The 17,325-nt window shown below is 60.4% G+C and carries 13 protein-coding genes; 4 read left to right on the plus strand and 9 right to left on the minus strand.

The annotated features are described in order from the left end of the window. Window positions 1–27: 27 nt before the first annotated feature. The 4 genes from CH290_RS27785 to CH290_RS27805 form a co-directional block, all read right to left on the minus strand. Window positions 28–840: an oxidoreductase gene (locus CH290_RS27785; protein WP_033188128.1), complete on the minus strand. Its 813-nt coding sequence runs from the start codon at window positions 838–840 to the stop codon at window positions 28–30. Window positions 841–933: 93 nt separating this feature from the next. Beyond that, entirely contained in the window at window positions 934–1,779 is an 846-nt protein-coding gene (locus CH290_RS27790; RefSeq protein WP_052082972.1) for an enoyl-CoA hydratase/isomerase family protein, read from the minus strand. A 992-nt stretch (window positions 1,780–2,771) separates the two neighbouring features. Then, complete coding sequence (locus tag CH290_RS27800) at window positions 2,772–3,650, minus strand: alpha/beta fold hydrolase (protein WP_080748592.1); 879 nt, start codon at window positions 3,648–3,650, stop codon at window positions 2,772–2,774. A 28-nt stretch (window positions 3,651–3,678) separates the two neighbouring features. Beyond that, on the minus strand, window positions 3,679–4,959 hold the full coding sequence (locus CH290_RS27805) for an MFS transporter (protein WP_212555967.1): 1,281 nt from the start codon (window positions 4,957–4,959) through the stop codon (window positions 3,679–3,681). A 130-nt stretch (window positions 4,960–5,089) separates the two neighbouring features. On the opposite strand from CH290_RS27805, the gene CH290_RS27810 reads away from it, so the two are divergent. Beyond that, on the plus strand, window positions 5,090–6,079 hold the full coding sequence (locus tag CH290_RS27810) for a LacI family DNA-binding transcriptional regulator (RefSeq protein ID WP_033188126.1): 990 nt from the start codon (window positions 5,090–5,092) through the stop codon (window positions 6,077–6,079). A gap of 471 nt (window positions 6,080–6,550) precedes the next feature. Then, entirely contained in the window at window positions 6,551–8,167 is a 1,617-nt protein-coding gene (locus tag CH290_RS27815) for an alpha-(1->6)-mannopyranosyltransferase A (protein WP_080748590.1), read from the plus strand. A gap of 516 nt (window positions 8,168–8,683) precedes the next feature. Here the strand turns inward: CH290_RS27815 and CH290_RS27820 are convergent. The 5 genes from CH290_RS27820 to CH290_RS27840 form a co-directional block, all read right to left on the minus strand. After that, entirely contained in the window at window positions 8,684–10,201 is a 1,518-nt protein-coding gene (locus tag CH290_RS27820; protein ID WP_033188125.1) for an aldehyde dehydrogenase (NADP(+)), read from the minus strand. Window positions 10,202–10,308: 107 nt separating this feature from the next. Continuing rightward, window positions 10,309–11,322 carry a sugar ABC transporter substrate-binding protein gene (locus CH290_RS27825; RefSeq protein WP_080748589.1) on the minus strand — a complete coding sequence of 338 codons (1,014 nt, stop codon included), beginning with the start codon at window positions 11,320–11,322 and terminating at the stop codon, window positions 10,309–10,311. Continuing rightward, a complete protein-coding gene (locus CH290_RS27830; RefSeq protein WP_052082970.1) occupies window positions 11,319–12,347 on the minus strand; it encodes an ABC transporter permease in 1,029 nt (342 codons plus the stop codon). The genes CH290_RS27825 and CH290_RS27830 overlap by 4 nt, the downstream gene beginning before the upstream one ends. Then, the gene (locus CH290_RS27835) at window positions 12,344–13,210 is read right to left on the minus strand and encodes an ABC transporter permease (protein WP_170947508.1); all 867 of its coding nucleotides are present in this window, start codon (window positions 13,208–13,210) and stop codon (window positions 12,344–12,346) included. Before CH290_RS27835 ends, CH290_RS27830 begins: the two co-directional genes overlap by 4 nt. A gap of 94 nt (window positions 13,211–13,304) precedes the next feature. Continuing rightward, a complete protein-coding gene (locus CH290_RS27840) occupies window positions 13,305–14,834 on the minus strand; it encodes a sugar ABC transporter ATP-binding protein (RefSeq protein ID WP_141216165.1) in 1,530 nt (509 codons plus the stop codon). A 174-nt stretch (window positions 14,835–15,008) separates the two neighbouring features. On the opposite strand from CH290_RS27840, the gene CH290_RS27845 reads away from it, so the two are divergent. Together CH290_RS27845 and CH290_RS27850 are read left to right on the plus strand one after the other, a co-directional pair. Continuing rightward, a complete protein-coding gene (locus CH290_RS27845; RefSeq protein WP_033188122.1) occupies window positions 15,009–16,097 on the plus strand; it encodes a phosphotriesterase family protein in 1,089 nt (362 codons plus the stop codon). A gap of 144 nt (window positions 16,098–16,241) precedes the next feature. Beyond that, window positions 16,242–16,919 (plus strand): GntR family transcriptional regulator, encoded by a 678-nt coding sequence (locus CH290_RS27850; RefSeq protein ID WP_033188121.1) that lies wholly within the window; start codon window positions 16,242–16,244, stop codon window positions 16,917–16,919. The last annotated feature ends 406 nt before the right edge of the window (window positions 16,920–17,325 follow it).

Below are 17,325 nucleotides of genomic sequence, written 5' to 3' on the forward strand. Positions count from 1 at the left end.
GATTTGCGCCGTACCGAGGTGGGGGGGTCAGCCTGCCAGCTTGTTCAGTTTCCGCATCTGCTTGTCGAAGCTACGTTCTGGTGCGAAACGTCGCAGTTTGGCGACCATGCCGGCCTGCCCGACCGGGTGGCGTAGTTTCGGGTTGTTCTGCGTGGCTGCGGCAACGATGGCTTTTGCTACGTCGGCGGGGTCCGCTCCGTTGTCGACTCCGTCTGCAATGACCTTCTCCGCGATTGCTCGCCGCTCGTCGTAAGCGTGTTGGGGCGCGTCGGGTTGGATCGCGTTGGCGTCGAATCCGGTTTTGACCCAGGGTGGTTCGACCAGCAGGACTCGGATTCCGAATTCTCGTACTTCGTGGTCGACGGACCAGGAATATCCCTCGATTGCATGCTTGGATGCGGCGTAGATTGCCATGTAAGGAAGTGGGATGAAACCGACGATCGACGAAATGTTGACGATTCTGCCGCTGTGGCGAGCTCGCATGTGGGGCAGGACGGCCTTCATCATGCGGATGGCTCCGAGAACATTTACATCGAGTGCGCGTAGATCCTGGGAGATGGTGCTGTCCTCGGCGGCGCCGGTCGATCCGACGCCGGCATTGTTCACCAGGAGGTCGATGCGCCCGTAGCGGCTGAGGACGTCGGCGACGGCAGCGGTGACCGAGGCGTCGTCGGTCACATCCAGCGCAATCATGTCTACCGCGCTGCTGGTGCCTGGTGTGGCTGCCTTACGGCTTGTACCCACTACGTCGAATCCGGCGTCGGTCAATGCGAGGGCAGCGGCCTTGCCGATGCCGGTTGCAGCTCCGGTGACCAGGGCGACAGGTTTAGGTGATGTCATGACGGGTGTCCTTTGTGGTGAGGTTCTGGGGTGGGATGACGCGCTGACTTGTTCAGGCGCGTTTGGATCAGATTTTTGGGTCGGCAGTGTGGGTCAGTTCTGCTGATTCGCGATACCGATGTAGTGGCCTAGGTTGAGTTCGACTTCGTCGGCACCGACCGCGGCGATGAGTTGTCCGAATCCTGCTGCCCGGTCTCCGAAACCTGGTTGACCGATCAAGGTGCTGAGTTCGCGGTACGACGTCCTCAACGAGGCGAGGTCGGGGAGTGTGACGCGGTTGATTTGTTCTTTTGCGGTGGCGACGGCTGTTTTGTCGAACGAGGCGATGCGTGCGGCGAGGGTGTCGACGAAGGTATCGAGTTCTGCATCCGGCAGAGCACGCGTGATCCAAGCGAATCGTTCGGCGGTCGCAGCGTCGTAGTCGGCGCTGCTGAGTACGACTTCGAGGGCGCGGTCACGCCCGAGGAGTCGGGCCAGTCGATCGGTGCCCCCGCCGCCGGGCACTAATCCGGTCCCGACCTCGATCTGCCCGAACGATGCCAGTTCCGAACTGGCGTAACGTAAATCGCATGCCAATGTGAACTCGCTGCCGCCGCCCCGGGTGCGACCTCGGATGGCAGCGATACTGACGAACTGTGCACGAGAGAGTTTCTCGACAAGATCTAGCCATGTGGGGATCTGATTGCCTTCGTCGGACTCGACGAAGAACTCGATGTCGTCGAGGTCGGCATGGTTGTAGAAGAATCCATCGGTGCCGCTTGTGAAGATCACCACCCGGACCTGCTCGTCGGCTCGTAGCTCGTCGATCACCTTGTGCAGTCGACGGACCACCTCGGCGCTGACGGCGTTCACGGGCGGGTTGGTGAACACCACCTTCCGAATCTGCGGCGTCACTGTCAGAACGTCGACGATGGGCGACGGGATTGCGTTGGTGTTCATTGACCCTCCTTGTTGATGACTGACCTCTTAATAGATACTCCTTTGTATCTTTTTGTGCAACATGTGCGACCTGAATATTTTTTTTACTTGTTAAATGAGCTAAACAAGTAACAGTTGTGCGTATCCGCTGTCTGCCGTGACCGGATCCGTGCCGATCGCGCCGGGGCACCTTCGACCGAACCAAGCTGTGGCGGACTCCTCGGTGAAGGCGAGTGAGGTTCGTCCCGACATGTCGACCGGCTGTTGCACCAAACCTGTTGCAGTGAAGGAAAAGACGGCTCGTAAGGTGAGACGACCGGGTGCGCTGGAGCGTGCCTGGAACCAGCGGCTTGCCGGCGTCATCACCCGCCGCCCGAGAAGGCGACGGGAGACCGCATCGACCACGAGCGTCGTGGAGACGAACTCGGCAAACGTCCAACTACAGGTCAAGTCGGCAAGTACCCCGCTGGTACGGCCGGCTCGGTGCACGCCCCTGTGACGGTTGATCGGCTCAGAAGCCGGATGCCGTGGAGGTTCGATCATTGCGCTGGTTGGTCATTGCGTGACGGCGTCCACTGACTACTCGACAACACCACAGATCATCATCGACCGGCTCGCCTGATCATGACCCTTGGTGGCCAAAGCTCGTGACATCGCACTGTTTGCCGCGCATGCACCCGAAGGGGGCGGCCGTTGAGATGATGCCGTGCTTCGTATCGACGTAGTAGGTGGACGGGCGATGCGAAGAACTCTGAGGCTGCCGTGAGAATACCGTTGGCTCTTCGCAAGAATTTGCCCTCACCGCGTCGTCATCGGCGGCTTACTGCCGAGCGCACGCTCTTGACAACAGCAACGTACCGACGCCCTGGTGCCATCCAGCGTGGGGCCGTGCGGGAGCCCGGAATGTTCTACCGTGCGTCAAGGCCATGGATACAAGCGGGGCTCGTCCGAGACAGGTGCATCTTTCACCGTCCTGCGAAGACTCGGTAGTCGGAATATGTCACCTGTCACCACTACGTGCGCGCGGGAGCTGGCTCAGTCGTGTCAGTTGTGTGCGACGAGTCTGCGTTTCGGCAATTGGCCACGATCTGCGCCACGATGTCGCCCCAGAGGGCACGCGGTAGCGCATGCCCCATGCCTGGATAGAACTTCAGTGTGGAGTGTGCAATCAACCTGTGCAATTCTCGGGATGCGTCAGGGTTGATGAGAGCGTCACTGTCACCGTGGAGAATCGTGGTTGGCTGCTTCAGCCTCGGCAGCAGCGGCCGTCGATCCCGCGTGTTCGCGATAGCGAGATACTGGCGCCGGGCCCCATCTGACCGCGGATCGACGTCGTACATCTGTCGAGCGAGCTCACTGAGCCACTTCTCGTCGTGAGGGTAGGACTCCGATGCGCAGGGAGCCTCACTGCGGAGATATCGGTCGACGTACTCCTCGCGCGTTCGGGGCGCAGGGAGATTGCTGCGTTCATCGATGGTGTCGGAATTGAGATGCTCGATGTGTGCAGCCGAGTAGACAAGTGCCAGAGAGCGGACCTTGTGCGGGTGACCCACGGCTAGTTCCTGGGCGATCATTCCGCCCATCGACTGCCCGACGATATGCGCTGACTCGATACCCAACGACGTCAGCAGCCCTGCAGTGTCGTTCGCCATGTCCGTCAGCGTGTAGGGAATAGACGGGAATTTCTGGGAACGTCCGACATCCCGATTGTCGTGCCTGACAACCAGGAATCCAGTGTTGGCCAGCGCATCACACAGGTCGGGGTGCCACCCGATCATCTGGGCGCTGAGACCTTGAATGAGAAGCAGGGGTGGATTGCCGACGTCGCCGAAGGTTTCGTAGTTTATTTCGACGCCGTCGGAGGTGGTGATGACGTGAGCATTCGAAGGCATGTAGACGGCTTTCTGTGTTGTGGACCTGTCAACGTACGGATCGCACGCGAAGGATGACGAGCCCGGACACGACTGCCGATAGTGCACCGAACAGGTAGAGCGCGATGTACCCGCCGAGGAAGGTGATCAATGCACCGGCGATGACGGAGGAGAGGATTTGTGGCAGTCCGGTCGCCACAGCCAAGATTCCGAAGTCACGACCCTCGTTCGCTTTATCCGGCAGTACCAGGGACATCACCGCCAGATCGACGGCGAAGTACACCCCCACGAAGGCACCGGAGAGGACCGCGTAGATGATCATCCCGGTCCATGTGGGACTGATGATCGGAGCGAGCATTGACAGGCCCATTCCCACTGCGCTGACGCCCACGAACAACTTTCGTCGGTCGAGTCGATCAGCAAGCCAGCCCGCGGCTGTAGCGACGATCGTCCAGGTGATTACAGAAATCGTCGACAATGTGCTGACCGCAACGGCTAGGTTGTCCGTGGGGAGGTTTTCGAGTCCGACGTAATCTTGAACGGTGTAGTACAAGTACCCGCTCACCGTGAAGTAGGACAGAAACAGCGCTGCTCGACTGATGAAGGCGAGCCGGAAGTCGCGCGCAGCGAACGCTGCGAAGAAGGACGCAATGAAGCGCGGCGCATTCTCTGTAGTATTTTTCGGTTCTAGGGCGAGGTCGATCGAAGAATCTTCTTTCGAGCCGAGCACGAGCGCAAGTGTGGCAGCCAAGAAGATCAGGGCGATGGTTGTATAGCCCCAGAATTGGCTGACACGGCTGACCAAGTTAACGGCGAAGAGGATCCCGAGGGGCGTGCCCAGGCCGATCACAGCTGACGCCACTCCCCGGCGTTCTACTGGCACGCGATCGGGAAGGATTGCCGATATGGCTGCCTGATAGAAGTTTGCAACGAACCACAGAAGCATGTAGCTGATGGCGAGCGCGAAAAGATTCGGGCTCGACCCCATCGCGATCAGCAGCAGGGCTGATAGCGCAGACATGACGACCATCCATGGGGTCCGGCGGCCGAATCGAGACCGGGTTCGATCCGACACTGCCCCACCGATCGGAAGCGCAACCATCGAGGCAATGGCAGCGAGCGTGGTGAGGAGCGCGAGGTTACCGACCTTGGCGGCGGAATCGATCTGGTCGACCTGGGCCGGAAGAAGAATCTGTTGAATTCCTTGAAAGAGTCCATACATCGATGTCGTTGCCGGCAATAGGTAGGCCAACAGCCGGGGGAGCGACCGCGTCGCTGACGTTGGCGACAGAGGCGGAGAGACGATCGCGGTGGATGGTGGTCGGGTCACGTGTGAACTCCTGGTGTTAATACGTATTAGCTAACCTAAATCGTATTAGGTGGATCACATGTTAGGCATAACTGAGATGCGTACGCAATAGACTCGGCCGGGAACGACTTGCCATCCAAGGAGGCTCTGCGTGCCGCGAATAACAAGCAAGGACGTGGCCGCCACGGCGGGCGTGTCTCAAACCACGGTCAGTTTTGTTCTCAACGGGCGAGAGGACAAGGGGATCTCGACCGAGACGCGCGATCATGTGCTGGCAGCAGCACACAACCTTGGATACGTACCGTCCGCCGCCGCTCGCAGTCTCCGTACCGGCACTAGTTCGGTGATTCTGTGTTTGATTCCCGACTTCCCGGTGACCCAAGCGATGGACGAGTTCAAGATCGAACTGAGTCGAGCGTTCGCCGATGATGGCCTGAGTTGCGTTTTTCTGCATCACACTGCGACCCATTCACCGCCCGGGATCGCCTTGTGGCAGCAAGTCAATCCCGCCGTCGTCGTTGCGTTCGGAGAAGTGGACACCGAGGCAGCAGCAAGCATGCGCCGTGCTGGAATACCCCTTGTGCAGGGAGTGTTCGGCGACGATGGAGCCACGATTACCGGCCTTGATCAGCGACGGGTTGGAGCACTGCAACTGGAACATCTGGTCGAGAAGGGGCATAGCCGCGTCGGCTATGCCGCCGTTGCAGACCTTCGCGAACAACGGTTCGGTAGACCTCGACTCAGTGGATTCGCAGATGCGAGCTTGAAGAACGGATTCACCGAGCCGGTTGTTGCTGTGATGGCCGATTCTACGGCGAGCGCTGATGAGGCACTCGCGACATTCGTGGAAGCGGACGTTACGGGCGTGGCCGCCTTCAACGATCTGGCAGCGTTTGCTCTGATTGCAGCGTGCCGTCGACGCGGTGTACGAGTTCCCTCGACGCTAGCAGTGATCGGCGTCGACAATCTACGAGTCGCGTCCTTGGTCTCCCCGCAGCTCTCGACCATTGCGATGGACCTCGCGACCTTTGCGGCGAGGCTTGCGGTCCACATAGTAGATCTCTTACGGGGTAGCCGCGCGCGCCGACCGGCCGGGGCTGATTTAGGCGCGTTTCAGATCATCGAGAGAGAAACGACTTAGCAGAGCGGAATTGACCTCAAGCCGTTCGGTCTCTGCCCGGCTTTCGTGTTGTAGGCAAATCTCAACAGCTACCAGCTCGGCTGTAGCGAGAGTCCGTCAGGTTTCGTGCGTACGCACCCGGGATTGACCAAGGTAGTCCTTGCACGAGCGAGCCGATCGTCGGCAGCGCCGTTCAGGAGAGTGAATGGCGCGATCACCATGACGGGGCGACTACGCGTTCCACGGTGTCTTCCTCGATGAGGTTGCCTCTGCTGAACCCTTCGTACGTGAACATTTCGCTGCGCTCGATCGGGCGGCAACCTGGTCAAGCCCACACCACCCAGGAGCTGCAATTGCCCTTTACCTATAATCGATAAAATTTAACTGCACGCAAACTGTAGTGCTCACCGTATCCGAGGCAGGCTCACCTCGAGCCTCGCCTCGCGCGAACCCCACACTGCGCACCGAGAAGGACTCGCACCCTGATGCGACATGGTCCGGGCCAGCGTCCACCCGCGACCGAGAGGCTCAGTAGGCGTGAACGAATCATCGGAGACCACCATTTCAACTTCGTTTCGGACCGAACCACCGAGCAGAGCAGATGTTCGAAAGCGCAACGGTGCCCGCCACTACCGAACAACGATGCTCGGTTTTGCCGGTTCCCTGATGGTCATGGCCGGAGGGTTTGGGTCTGCTGCCACGATGCGGCAGGATCCGTTGATGGACAGACTCTTCCTGTCCTGGTTGAGGTTCGGTCACGGCGAGATGATGGCGCGAGCTGTTCTCTGGGTTGGCATCGGAGTCCTGATAGTGTCATGGCTGCACGTGGGGCAGACAGCTGTGGCACATCGCGTGTCTATACGTCAGATGTGGGGAACCGCTGCATTGTGGTCTGCGCCGTTGATCGTCGCCGTGCCGATGTTCAGCCGAGACGCCTACTCTTACCTTGCGCAGGGAGCCCTTCTGCGCGACGGGTTCGATCCGTACGAGGTGGGGCCTGCCATCAACCCCGGCCCGCTTCTCGACGAAGTCAGCACAATGTGGATGAACACGACAGCTCCCTACGGGCCACTCTCACTACTCGTCGCGGAAAGAGTGACCAGCATCAGCGGCGACAACGTCGTCTTCGGCGTCATCGCACTGCGACTGGCGATGCTCCCCGGTTTGGCCATGACCATGTGGGCGGTCCCACGGATCGCTCGACACTTCGGCGCAGACCCGGTACTCGCGGTGTGGTTGGCCGTTCTCAACCCACTGGTCCTTGTTCACGCCGTGGGAGGCGTGCACAACGACATGTTGATGGTCGGACTGCTCACAGTCGGACTCGCGTGCGCGCTCGATCGACGCATGACTCTTGCCGTGGCTCTCATCGCTCTCGCCGCCACGGTGAAGTTCACAGCCGGGCTCGCTCTTCCGTTCGTAGCGTGGATGTGGATCGTCCATGGGCCCGCTCGACGAGAACACCCGGACATAGGAACCGGAGCAATGATGCGTCAGCTGATTCCCGTCGGCGTGGTGATGGCAGCCGTGACCGCAACTGTTTTCTGGGTCGTGTCGTCCTGGGCCGGCGTGGGGTTGGGATGGCTCACCGGCCTGACGAGCACTGGGGCAGTTGTGAACTGGCTGACCCTGCCTACAGCGATTGCCCAGGCGACAACCGTCGTTCTGAAACCGGCGATCTCCATCGAACCTGCGGCAGCACTCTTGGTCGCACGAGCGGTCGGTGTGATCATCCTAGTCATTGCGTTGACGGTAATCTGGTGGTCCGCGCGACAATCGGAGTACGCGGCGATTCGCGGCTTGCTAAGCGCTATGGTCGCCGTAGTCGTGTTGTCACCCTTCGCCCTTCCCTGGTACTACTCATGGCCGTTGGCCATAGCGGCCGCTCTATCCCTGTCGGAAGTCTGCCGTAGGTGGATTGTCGGACTGTCGGTGTGGGTCATGATCGTCTTCCTACCGGACGGCTCTACCGGGATGTACAACGCGGCACATGTGGCGGTAGCGGTCTTGTTGGCGTGGCTCGCATCACGGGCTCTAGCTCTGGGGCGCGACGGGGGAGGCTTTTACCCGCCCCGCAGTACGGTGGCCGGAAATTCATCGCACGCTTAAGCACACGCACTCCAGCCATCTGTCTCGTATTATGAACGATCACTGTGGAAGTCGCGCCCGCCGACAGCAGCGTATCGATCAATCGACGGGGTGTCGGCAGCCGTCGTCGAGGTAACGTGAACAGCAATTGTTGTACGAGTTCGAGCATTGGATGGCCACTAGTGCATACGTCCCGCTCCGGGGCAGACGGGTCCTGCTGCTGGGGAGCAGGGTGTCCGTGCAGTTCGTAGTCGGCTGAGCTCCTTCGCGGCCAGGGGTCTCGGCATCGGAAAGTTGCAGCCCACTTCGGGGGCGGATGACGAGCGGAAGATGCGCCGTCACACCTCGATGGGGGACTTCTTGATCCGTGTTTCATCGTGGTGGACATCAGGCTCTCGTTCTGAGCCTGAAATCGTCCTCTCCGTTGGTCTCGGTTTACTCCGTGAACCGCGACGAAGTAAACCGAGATGGAGTGAACCGGTAACTTTCGGAACGAAAGTCGTTTGTAACTGCGCTATGACCGGACGAGGCAATCCATCACGCGTTCGCGCTGTGTTGCACTCCGTCGATTCGACGCGGAATGTCGCGGTAACCGTCGCGCAATTCCATCGGCAGTACGTGGTGGGGTGCGTTCTGGTAGGTAAGCGGGCGGATGAACCGCCGGATCGCTGTAGCCCCGACCGAGGTATGGATCGAGTTGGTCGAGGGCCACGGTCCTCCGTGTGTTTGCGCCCAGGACACGGCCACCCCTGTTGGGAATCCACCGAACAAGACTCTGCCTGCCCGCTCCGATGCGATGTCGGTCAAGGCATGGACGTCATCATCCTCAGTGACGTGCAGTGTCGCAGTCAGGCTGGCAGGGAAGGAATCGAACACCGAGCGGGCTACGGAGAGAATCTGCTGTCCGTCGTAGCGGGCGATCACTGCGACTGGGCCGAAGATCTCGTGCACGATCGAGGGGTCGAGCTTGTCTATCTGGGTTTCGACAAGTCGCGGAGTCACGTGAAACCCCGCTCCGGGGGAGTCGGGCGCAGAATGCACCAGGACATCGGGTTTGGAAATGAGCGTGTTTGTTTCGTCCTGATAGGTCGTGTAGATGCGCTCGTTGAGCAGCACGTGATCGGTCGCCCTCGCCAGTGCGTCGCGTGCAGCCTCGACGAGTCGGTCACCATCTGCGCCGCGAGGAACCAATACGAATCCGGGTTTGGTGCACAGTTGTCCGGACCCGACCGTGAACGAGGTGACCAAACCGGTTCCGATCGCGTCGGCACCTTGCGCTGCTGCCGACGGTGAAACGAACACTGGGTTAAGGCTGCTCAACTCGCCGTAGAACGGAATCGGTTCCGCGCGGGTGTGAATGATGTCCAACAACGCGCGACCCCCGGACAGGGAGCCGGTGAAGCCGACCGCCTTGATCCCGTCACGACTGACGAGCCGTGCTCCTCCCGACGTTCCGAACACGATGCCGATTGTTGCAGAGGCTATACCCGCTGCGGTCAATGCTTCTTCCATGATCTGGAAGGACAACAGCGAGGTCGCTGGATGCGAGCCGTGTGCTTTGACTACGACGGGGTTGCCGGCGGCCAATGCCGATGCCGTGTCGCCGCCCAGTACGGAAAACGCGAAAGGAAAGTTACTGGCTCCGAACACCGCGATCGGTCCGATCGGCACCAACCACCGTCGTAGATCCGGCCGCGGTCCCATGGGTGTCTGCGCGGGGGGATCGATCGTTGCTTCCAGGTAACTGCCTTCGCGTGCTACGTCTGCGAAGAATCTGAACTGATACGCCGTGCGAATCAATTCACCGCTCAGCTTCTGCTCGGTGAGCCCGGTCTCCTGCATGGCTATGTCGAGGAGGTCTGCTGTACGGGCTTCGATAGCCATCGCAATGGCATCGAGGACATCTGCACGCTCGGATCGCGGGAGTGCGGCGAATGCGTGGGCCGCAGAGGCCGCGTTCGAGACTATGCGATCCACATCGGCATCGGAGGTTTCCTTCGCGACATCGGCGAGCGCACCCCCCGTTCTGGGGTTGGTCCCAGCGATTGTGGTCATGTCAGATCCTCTCGGTTGCGAACGGACGGTACTACCGTCCATTCATAGACGGTAACCGGTAATATTCTACTCTTGAGAGGAGGTCCATGCGCAAGGGGCGCGTGGGGTCAGAGACCGGCGGCACCGGTGCAGTTGCTCAGGTTCGAGGTGGTTATCTGGGGTGTATCGAAGAACGTGTCCTTGGGTACCGGGTTTCCGCGTAGGATTTCCAACGTGACGGTTGCGGTTTCGCGGCCTATCGATGCCGGGTCCCACATTCCGGTTGCGAACTGTTTCCCGGTTTCGATATTGCGGTAGCCTTCGACACTGCAGTCGATTCCGACTGCGATGAAGTCAGTGCCGGCGACGCGACCGTCGCGTTCGCCGGCTAAGATCGCGCCGTTGAGCATGATGTCTGAATGGGCGTAGACGCCCACGATCTCTCTGCCGGGGTCCTGGGCAAACAGGGCCGATGCCGCGTTGGTCGCCTCCGTCTGATCCCAATTCCCTGGCTGGGAGCCTACGAGCGTCAAGCCCGGCGCTTCTGTGGCCAGCGTCTTCTCGAACCCAGTTTGCCGGCCAATGGTCGTAGCGGCACCCGGTGTGCCCTCGATCTGAATGACGTTTCCGACGGCCGGCTTGCCGGCTGCGGCCAGGCCAGCGAGGAGTGATCGCGCGGCCTCGTCGCCGAGTTTTTCGTCGTCTCCACCCACCCACGCGGTCCACAGATCGGTATCGGGAGTCGCCGGGCGGTACGTCGTGGTGATCACCGGGATATCGGACCCGTTACGTTCGGCAAGTTTCAGTGCCGGAATGATGGACGTCGTGTCGGTCGGCCACACGATGATGGCATCTGGTTCTGTACTCAGGGCTTGATTGAACTTCTGGATCTGGTCGGCTGGGGAATCGAAATCGGTTGCAGATGTGCGGACTTCGACTCCAGCCGATTCGAGGTTGTCGACAATTGCTTCCGAAGTCCGAGCACACGGTTCGCAGGTCTGGGAGATGGTGAGAAAGCTTACGCGGGCACCTTCGCTTCGACCCGGTTCGCGTTGCTGTCGTTCCTGCCCGGTGCTGCATCCGATGACTGTGCTGAGTAGCACTGCACTTGCAGTGACTACCGCAAGGCGGGCCGAGGTCATACCGTCTCCTTGGATACGTCAAATGATGATTGTCGGGGCAGCTGGTCGATCCGGTGACCTGATTGCATCCGGCGCTCGACGAGTCTGTTGATCGGCTTGTCGATCAGCACAACGACGAGAAGTACGGTGCCGTTGATCAGTTGGATCACCGCCGAGTCCACGCCTGCTAGTCCGAGCCCGTTCGAGAGCACGGCGAGCAGCGCGGCGCCGCCGAAGACACCGATGAGGCTCCCACGACCACCGGTCAGGGCGATGCCTCCGATCAGTGCAGCTGTGGCGCACTGGAGCAGAAATGCGTCGTTGGAACCTGCTTGGGCCGACGCGAGTGTTATGCCCTGCAGCGCCCCAGAAATCGCCGCACACGCCCCCGCTATTGAGAAGGCCGCTATGACGGTCGCGTTGACCGGGAGCCCAGATGCGCGTGCGCGTGCCGCGTCGCTGCCGGTTGCGTAGAGATAGCGTCCACGCCAGGAGTAGGTCACATACGCCAGCGCCGCCACAGCCAAGGCAATCTGGATCAAGGACTGAAGTGAAAAGATCCCCAAAATCCGCTGAGCCAGAACCAAGCTAGCATCGTAGTCGCTCAACTTCACCAGCTGACTACCTGTGATCCAGTATCCGATCCCAATCGAGAGCACCATCGTCGCGACCGTGACGGCCAGCGAAGAGATCCTGAACCTGCTGGTGAGGTATCCGTTGAGCATGCCCAACGCCACCCCTGTGACCACTGCGGCGCAGATCCCGACGATGGCACCGAATTCGCTGCCGACTTTCACCGCGACGAGCCCGGCCAGCGGGAACGTACCAGCGATGGACAGGTCGAACTCTGCTACGACCATCACCACTGCAAGTCCGGTAGCGACTACGACGAGGGTGGACAATATCTGCATCAACGCGTAGAGATTCCCCTGATTGAGGAAGTTTGCATCCGTCGTTGCGAAGTAAGCGAACGCGACCGCTGCGAGCGACCAGGCGATGAGCGTGCGGGCGTGCCAGTACAAGGTATGCGCTCGAACTGATTTCATTTACCGGACCTTTCGTTACGCGCGGTGATCCCGGTGGCGGTGACCGCGGCTAGAACAAGCAAGCCCTTGACAACGAGCTGGGTTTCGTAGGTCAGACTCAGTAGCGCCAATACGTTGCTCAACAACCCCACGAACAGCGCTCCGATCGCTGCGCCGAGAGGTGTTCCCGCGCCGCCCTTGATGCTGACACCGCCGACAACGACTGCGACGATTGCGTCGAACCCGAAGCTTTGTCCCAGAAGTAGATTTCCTTGACCGGATTGCGCAGAAAGCAGCGCACCTGCGAGTCCGGTCGCCGCCCCGGACACCACGAAGGCCAGCGTGATCAGAGGCCATGATCGCAGCCCCATGATGGTCGCGGCGCGTTCGTTGAGGCCAACTAGCATCAGCTTTCGTCCAGCGGTGCTGTACTTCTGCCACCAAAACAGAGTAAAGGCGAACAAGACGAATACCGTTGCCTGGAAAGGGAAGAGGCCGAAGATGTTGCTGTTGAAGAATGTGGGGTCGCCGTCTCCGACGATCGTCCGGCCGGAGGTCCACAACTGGCCGATTCCCAGCATGATGGCCGCAGTTGCGATTGTGGTGATGATCGGATCTGTTCCCACTCGTCCAACGACGATGCCCTGCACCAGTCCCACTGCTGCAGATGCGGTCACCGTGGACAGCAAAGCGATCCAAGGCCCTAGGTGCAGCATGCTGGCAAACATGATGGTCGAGAGAGCCACCAACGACGGAATCGAGAGGGTGAATACCTTGCCGACGATGGTGATCAGGCTCAGACCCACGGCAATGATTCCGATTAGCGAGACAGACAGGAACATTGCACGGATATTGGATGCGGTCGGGAAGTTCTCGATCGCCACAGACGCCACGACGCCAACGACGACGGTGGCTACGCTGACGACCGTCGCTCCAGTCACATTGGTAGGACGCCGTATTCGAGCGACGAGGGTCTGGCTACTGGTGTGAGTCACTGGATGCTCCATTGAGAATTTCGGTGGTCAAGGCGGCGTCGTCGATTGCCGTGACCGAGTGGTCCGCTACGAAGCGGCCTCGGTACATCGTTATCACTCGGTCGGCGAGTTCTCGGATCTCGACGATGTCGCTGGAGTAGACGATGACGATGAGTCCGTCGGGCAGCAATCCGCGGATGCTTCTGTAGATTTCGGACCTGGCTCCGATGTCGACACCGCGCGTCGGTTCGTTCAGTAGCAGCACCCGCGGCCGGGTTGCGAGTGCTTTGGCGATTGCAACTTTCTGTTGATTGCCCCCGCTGAACGCCGAGACCGGTTCCGCCACCCGACTGGAATCGAACCCGACGTCTTCGGCCACCGCCCGTGCCAACGCCAGTTCACGCGACCTGCGCACTACACGACCGACACTGACCTCGCCCAGCGCTCCCGCCGATATGTTCACCGCCGCTGTGGCGTCGAGGAACACTCCCTCACTCGCACGATCGGCAGATACGTACGCGACACCTCTACGTTGCGTTGACACTCGGGAACCGAGTCCGAGTGGTTCGTTGTCGAGCAGAACCGATCCGGCGTCGATTCGTCCCAGACCGGCCAATACTTTCACGAGAGCATCAGCTCCCGAACCGATTTGGCCGAAGAACGCAAGAATCTGACCACCTTCTGCCGAGAAATCGATGTCGGTGAAGTGTCCTGCCGAGGCCAACCCCGAGGCATTGAGGGCAGGAGCGCCATCACCGGTCACCCCCGAACGCCGGATCTGCTTCTGCACGGGTACGTGGTCGGCACCGAGCATGTGCGTGACCAGCTGAGACATGCCGAAAGTGTTCGTGGCTCCGGACGCAACCACGCGCCCCGATCGCATGACCGTGATGCGATCGGAGAGTGAAAACACTTCCGACAAGCGGTGGGTGATGTAGACAATCGCGTGGCCGGATGCCACGAGCTTGCGGATGACGCGGTGCACCCGTGCAATTTCGATGTCCGACAGGGTGGCGGTGGGTTCGTCGAGGACGAGTACCTGGGCGTCGACCATCAGACCTCGTGCTATCTCCAAGAGTTGTCGCTGCGCGAGAGAGAGACTGGCTGCGGGCATATCGAGAGCGATGTCGTCGAGCCCTGCACTGGCCAGCGCAGCCGACGCAGGCGCCCTCAATCGGGCGTAAGGAACTCGGTAGCCCGCCCGCCCGCTCGACAACGCAAGATTGTCCAGGATCGACATTTCCGGAATGACGGACAGCTCTTGGAACACCATCGCGATGTCGTTGTTGTCGTGTGCTGGACCGAAGACCGTGCCCGAATCCGCGTCGATCACACCGGCGACGATTTTGACCAACGTGCTTTTACCCGCGCCGTTCTCACCCAGAAGCGCGTGGACTTCGCCCGCCCGGAATTCGATCGCGACGTCGTCCAGCACCGTCGTTCGTCCGTACTTCTTCGTCATCGACTCGACGCCCAGAAGGACATGGTCGAGGTCTGCCGATTCCATCATGGGGTGTTGGGATTGATCTGCCAAGAGCTCGTCTCCGTCGTCTCGCAGTGTGGTGGATCCACAATCGGTACGTAACCGGTAATATATAACTTAAGGTGAAGAAAGTGGTCCGCGTCACGCAAACGTAACATCTCACGTTTGATATATCACTCGCAATCTGAGCGAGCGGCCGCACGAGTTTCAAGAATAGGAGAATCGATGAATCCTTCTCAATGCAGCGATAATTCGACCGTGATGACGGTGACGGGTCCGATTCCCGCCACAGATCTGGGACGGACTCTGACCCACGAACACCTGTTCATCGACCTCAGTTGTTACTTGGTCACCCCAGCTAACGACGCACAGGCTCGAGCGCTCGAGGAGCCCGTGCTCATGCATAATCTCGACGACATCCGGCGTTCGCCTTACAGCAACAAGGACAACTGCATTCTCGACGACGCGACCTTGGCGACGGAGGAACTGGCTCGGTTCGCACAGTTCGGCGGCGGCACCATTGTCGACGTCACTCCTGCGGACATCGGCCGCAACGTTCGAGGTCTTGCCGAGGTAGCGAAACGCACCGGCGTCAACGTGGTCGCCAGTTGCGGGTACTACATCGAGTCGGCGCAATCGGAGACCCTCAAAGCCATGACTCAGGACCAGGTCACCGAGGCTCTGCTCGCCGAAATCAACAATGGCATCGACGGCACCGAGATCCTCCCAGGCATCATCGGTGAAATCGGTACTTCACACCCCATCGATCCCGCAGAAGAAAAGGTACTGCGCGCCGCTGCTGCTGCGCACACCGAAAGCGGATTACCCATCACCATCCACGTCCATCCACCCGGACGCCGTGGGCATGATGTGCTCGACATCCTGGAGAGGGAGGGGGTACGGCTCAACCGGGTCGTGCTCGGACACGCGGACGCTGCCCTCGCGCACGCAGACATCGACCTGCCCCGCGCGATCCAACACCACCGTTCCCTGGCCGATCGCGGCGCCTACATCGAATACGACCTCTGCGGAAACTCGGGCTACTTCAAAACCGATACTCACTCCTGGTGGCTGCCCTCGGATCGGGAACGCGTCTCGGCCATCGACACGCTGATCCATGCAGGACACGGCGGGCAGATACTCCTCGCCCAGGACATCGGACACAAGCACTACCTACGTCGATACGGAGGATGGGGATACGCGCACGTACTCGATGCCTTCACCGACTACCTGCGTGAATCGGGCGTCACCGACGGCCAGATCGACCGTATCCTGGTGACGAACCCGCGCACGATGCTCACGCCCGGCACATAAAAGCCACCGCGTTCGGGAGGTGGGAGGGCCGGCACGAGCGTTGGTGAACGGGTCGTCCCGGCCACCCATAAATGTTATATTTAACCGGCAACATATCAACGGCAGGCTAGACAGGGGCGGCCGCAATACTGACGAAGGAGTCGTATGTCGTCTGCAGTCGGCCTGCAGCGTGCGAGCCTGCGCGACCAAGCCCTCGCCGTCATCCGTGAGGGCTTGGTCTCCGGCGCACTTGCCCCTGGGAACATTTACTCCGCGACGGCATTGGCAGCGGAACTCGGCGTTTCGGCCAGCCCGGTCCGCGAGGCCATGCTGACACTCGTCAATCAGGGCCTCATGGAAGCCGTCCGGAACCGAGGTTTCCGGGTCGTACCGTTGACCGATTCGGACCTGCGTGAAATTTCGCAGCTGCGAAGCATGATCGAAGTACCCGCCACCGTCGAACTTGCCGCTCACCCGGACTTGCCCTTCCACTATCCACGCTTTCGGGTCATTGCGACGGAGATAATCGAGGCTGCACGCGCCGGGGATCTCATCGGGTATCTGGACGCCGACCGGAGATTCCATCTGGGTTTGCTCGAAGTAGGTGGAAACACGCGCCTACTGGCGATCGTCGACCAACTCCGAGACAGTACGAGACTGTTCGGGCTCAAGCGACTGTACGAAAGCGGTGACCTGCTCGGGTCGGCCGAAGAACACTTGTCGATCCTCGACGCGTTGATTGCTCAGAACGGCGCACTGGTACGTGAATTGATGCATCGACACTTCGACCACATCACCGGAGACTGGGCCGAATCGGCCAGCCTGGTCGGCACTCCTATCTGACGCGAAACTATCGATTCTCCCGGCTACCAAAGCCCCAGCATCCAACGTGACGATCGATTTCGGCCTTCGATGCGGCTTCGGTCCGGAGACGTGACCGCCGCCAGGTGAGCCATTCCGCGCACGAAGAGCCCCAGAGCCCGGTCCGAGGCACTCGCAAGCGCCGAGGCTCTGCGCGCGCCTACGCCGGTCCGATAGACGCCGCCCCGGCATGTTCCACGGCCCGCGCACACCACCCCACCTGGCCCGGCAACCGAGATTGCCCAATCGCATTGCTGTACATAAGCATTGGCACCTCCTCTACCCTGCCCGGCGGCCGCATCCGGCGTGAACGCAATGGGAAGTAACGGGCATGCTAACGCCCGTTACGGGCCAGTAAAAATCCCTAATTCTACGATTTCGCCGTTGA

Origin of the sequence: Rhodococcus sp. 06-156-4, from assembly GCF_002259345.1 — a bacterium.
In the GTDB taxonomy this organism is placed as follows: domain Bacteria; phylum Actinomycetota; class Actinomycetes; order Mycobacteriales; family Mycobacteriaceae; genus Rhodococcoides; species Rhodococcoides fascians_E.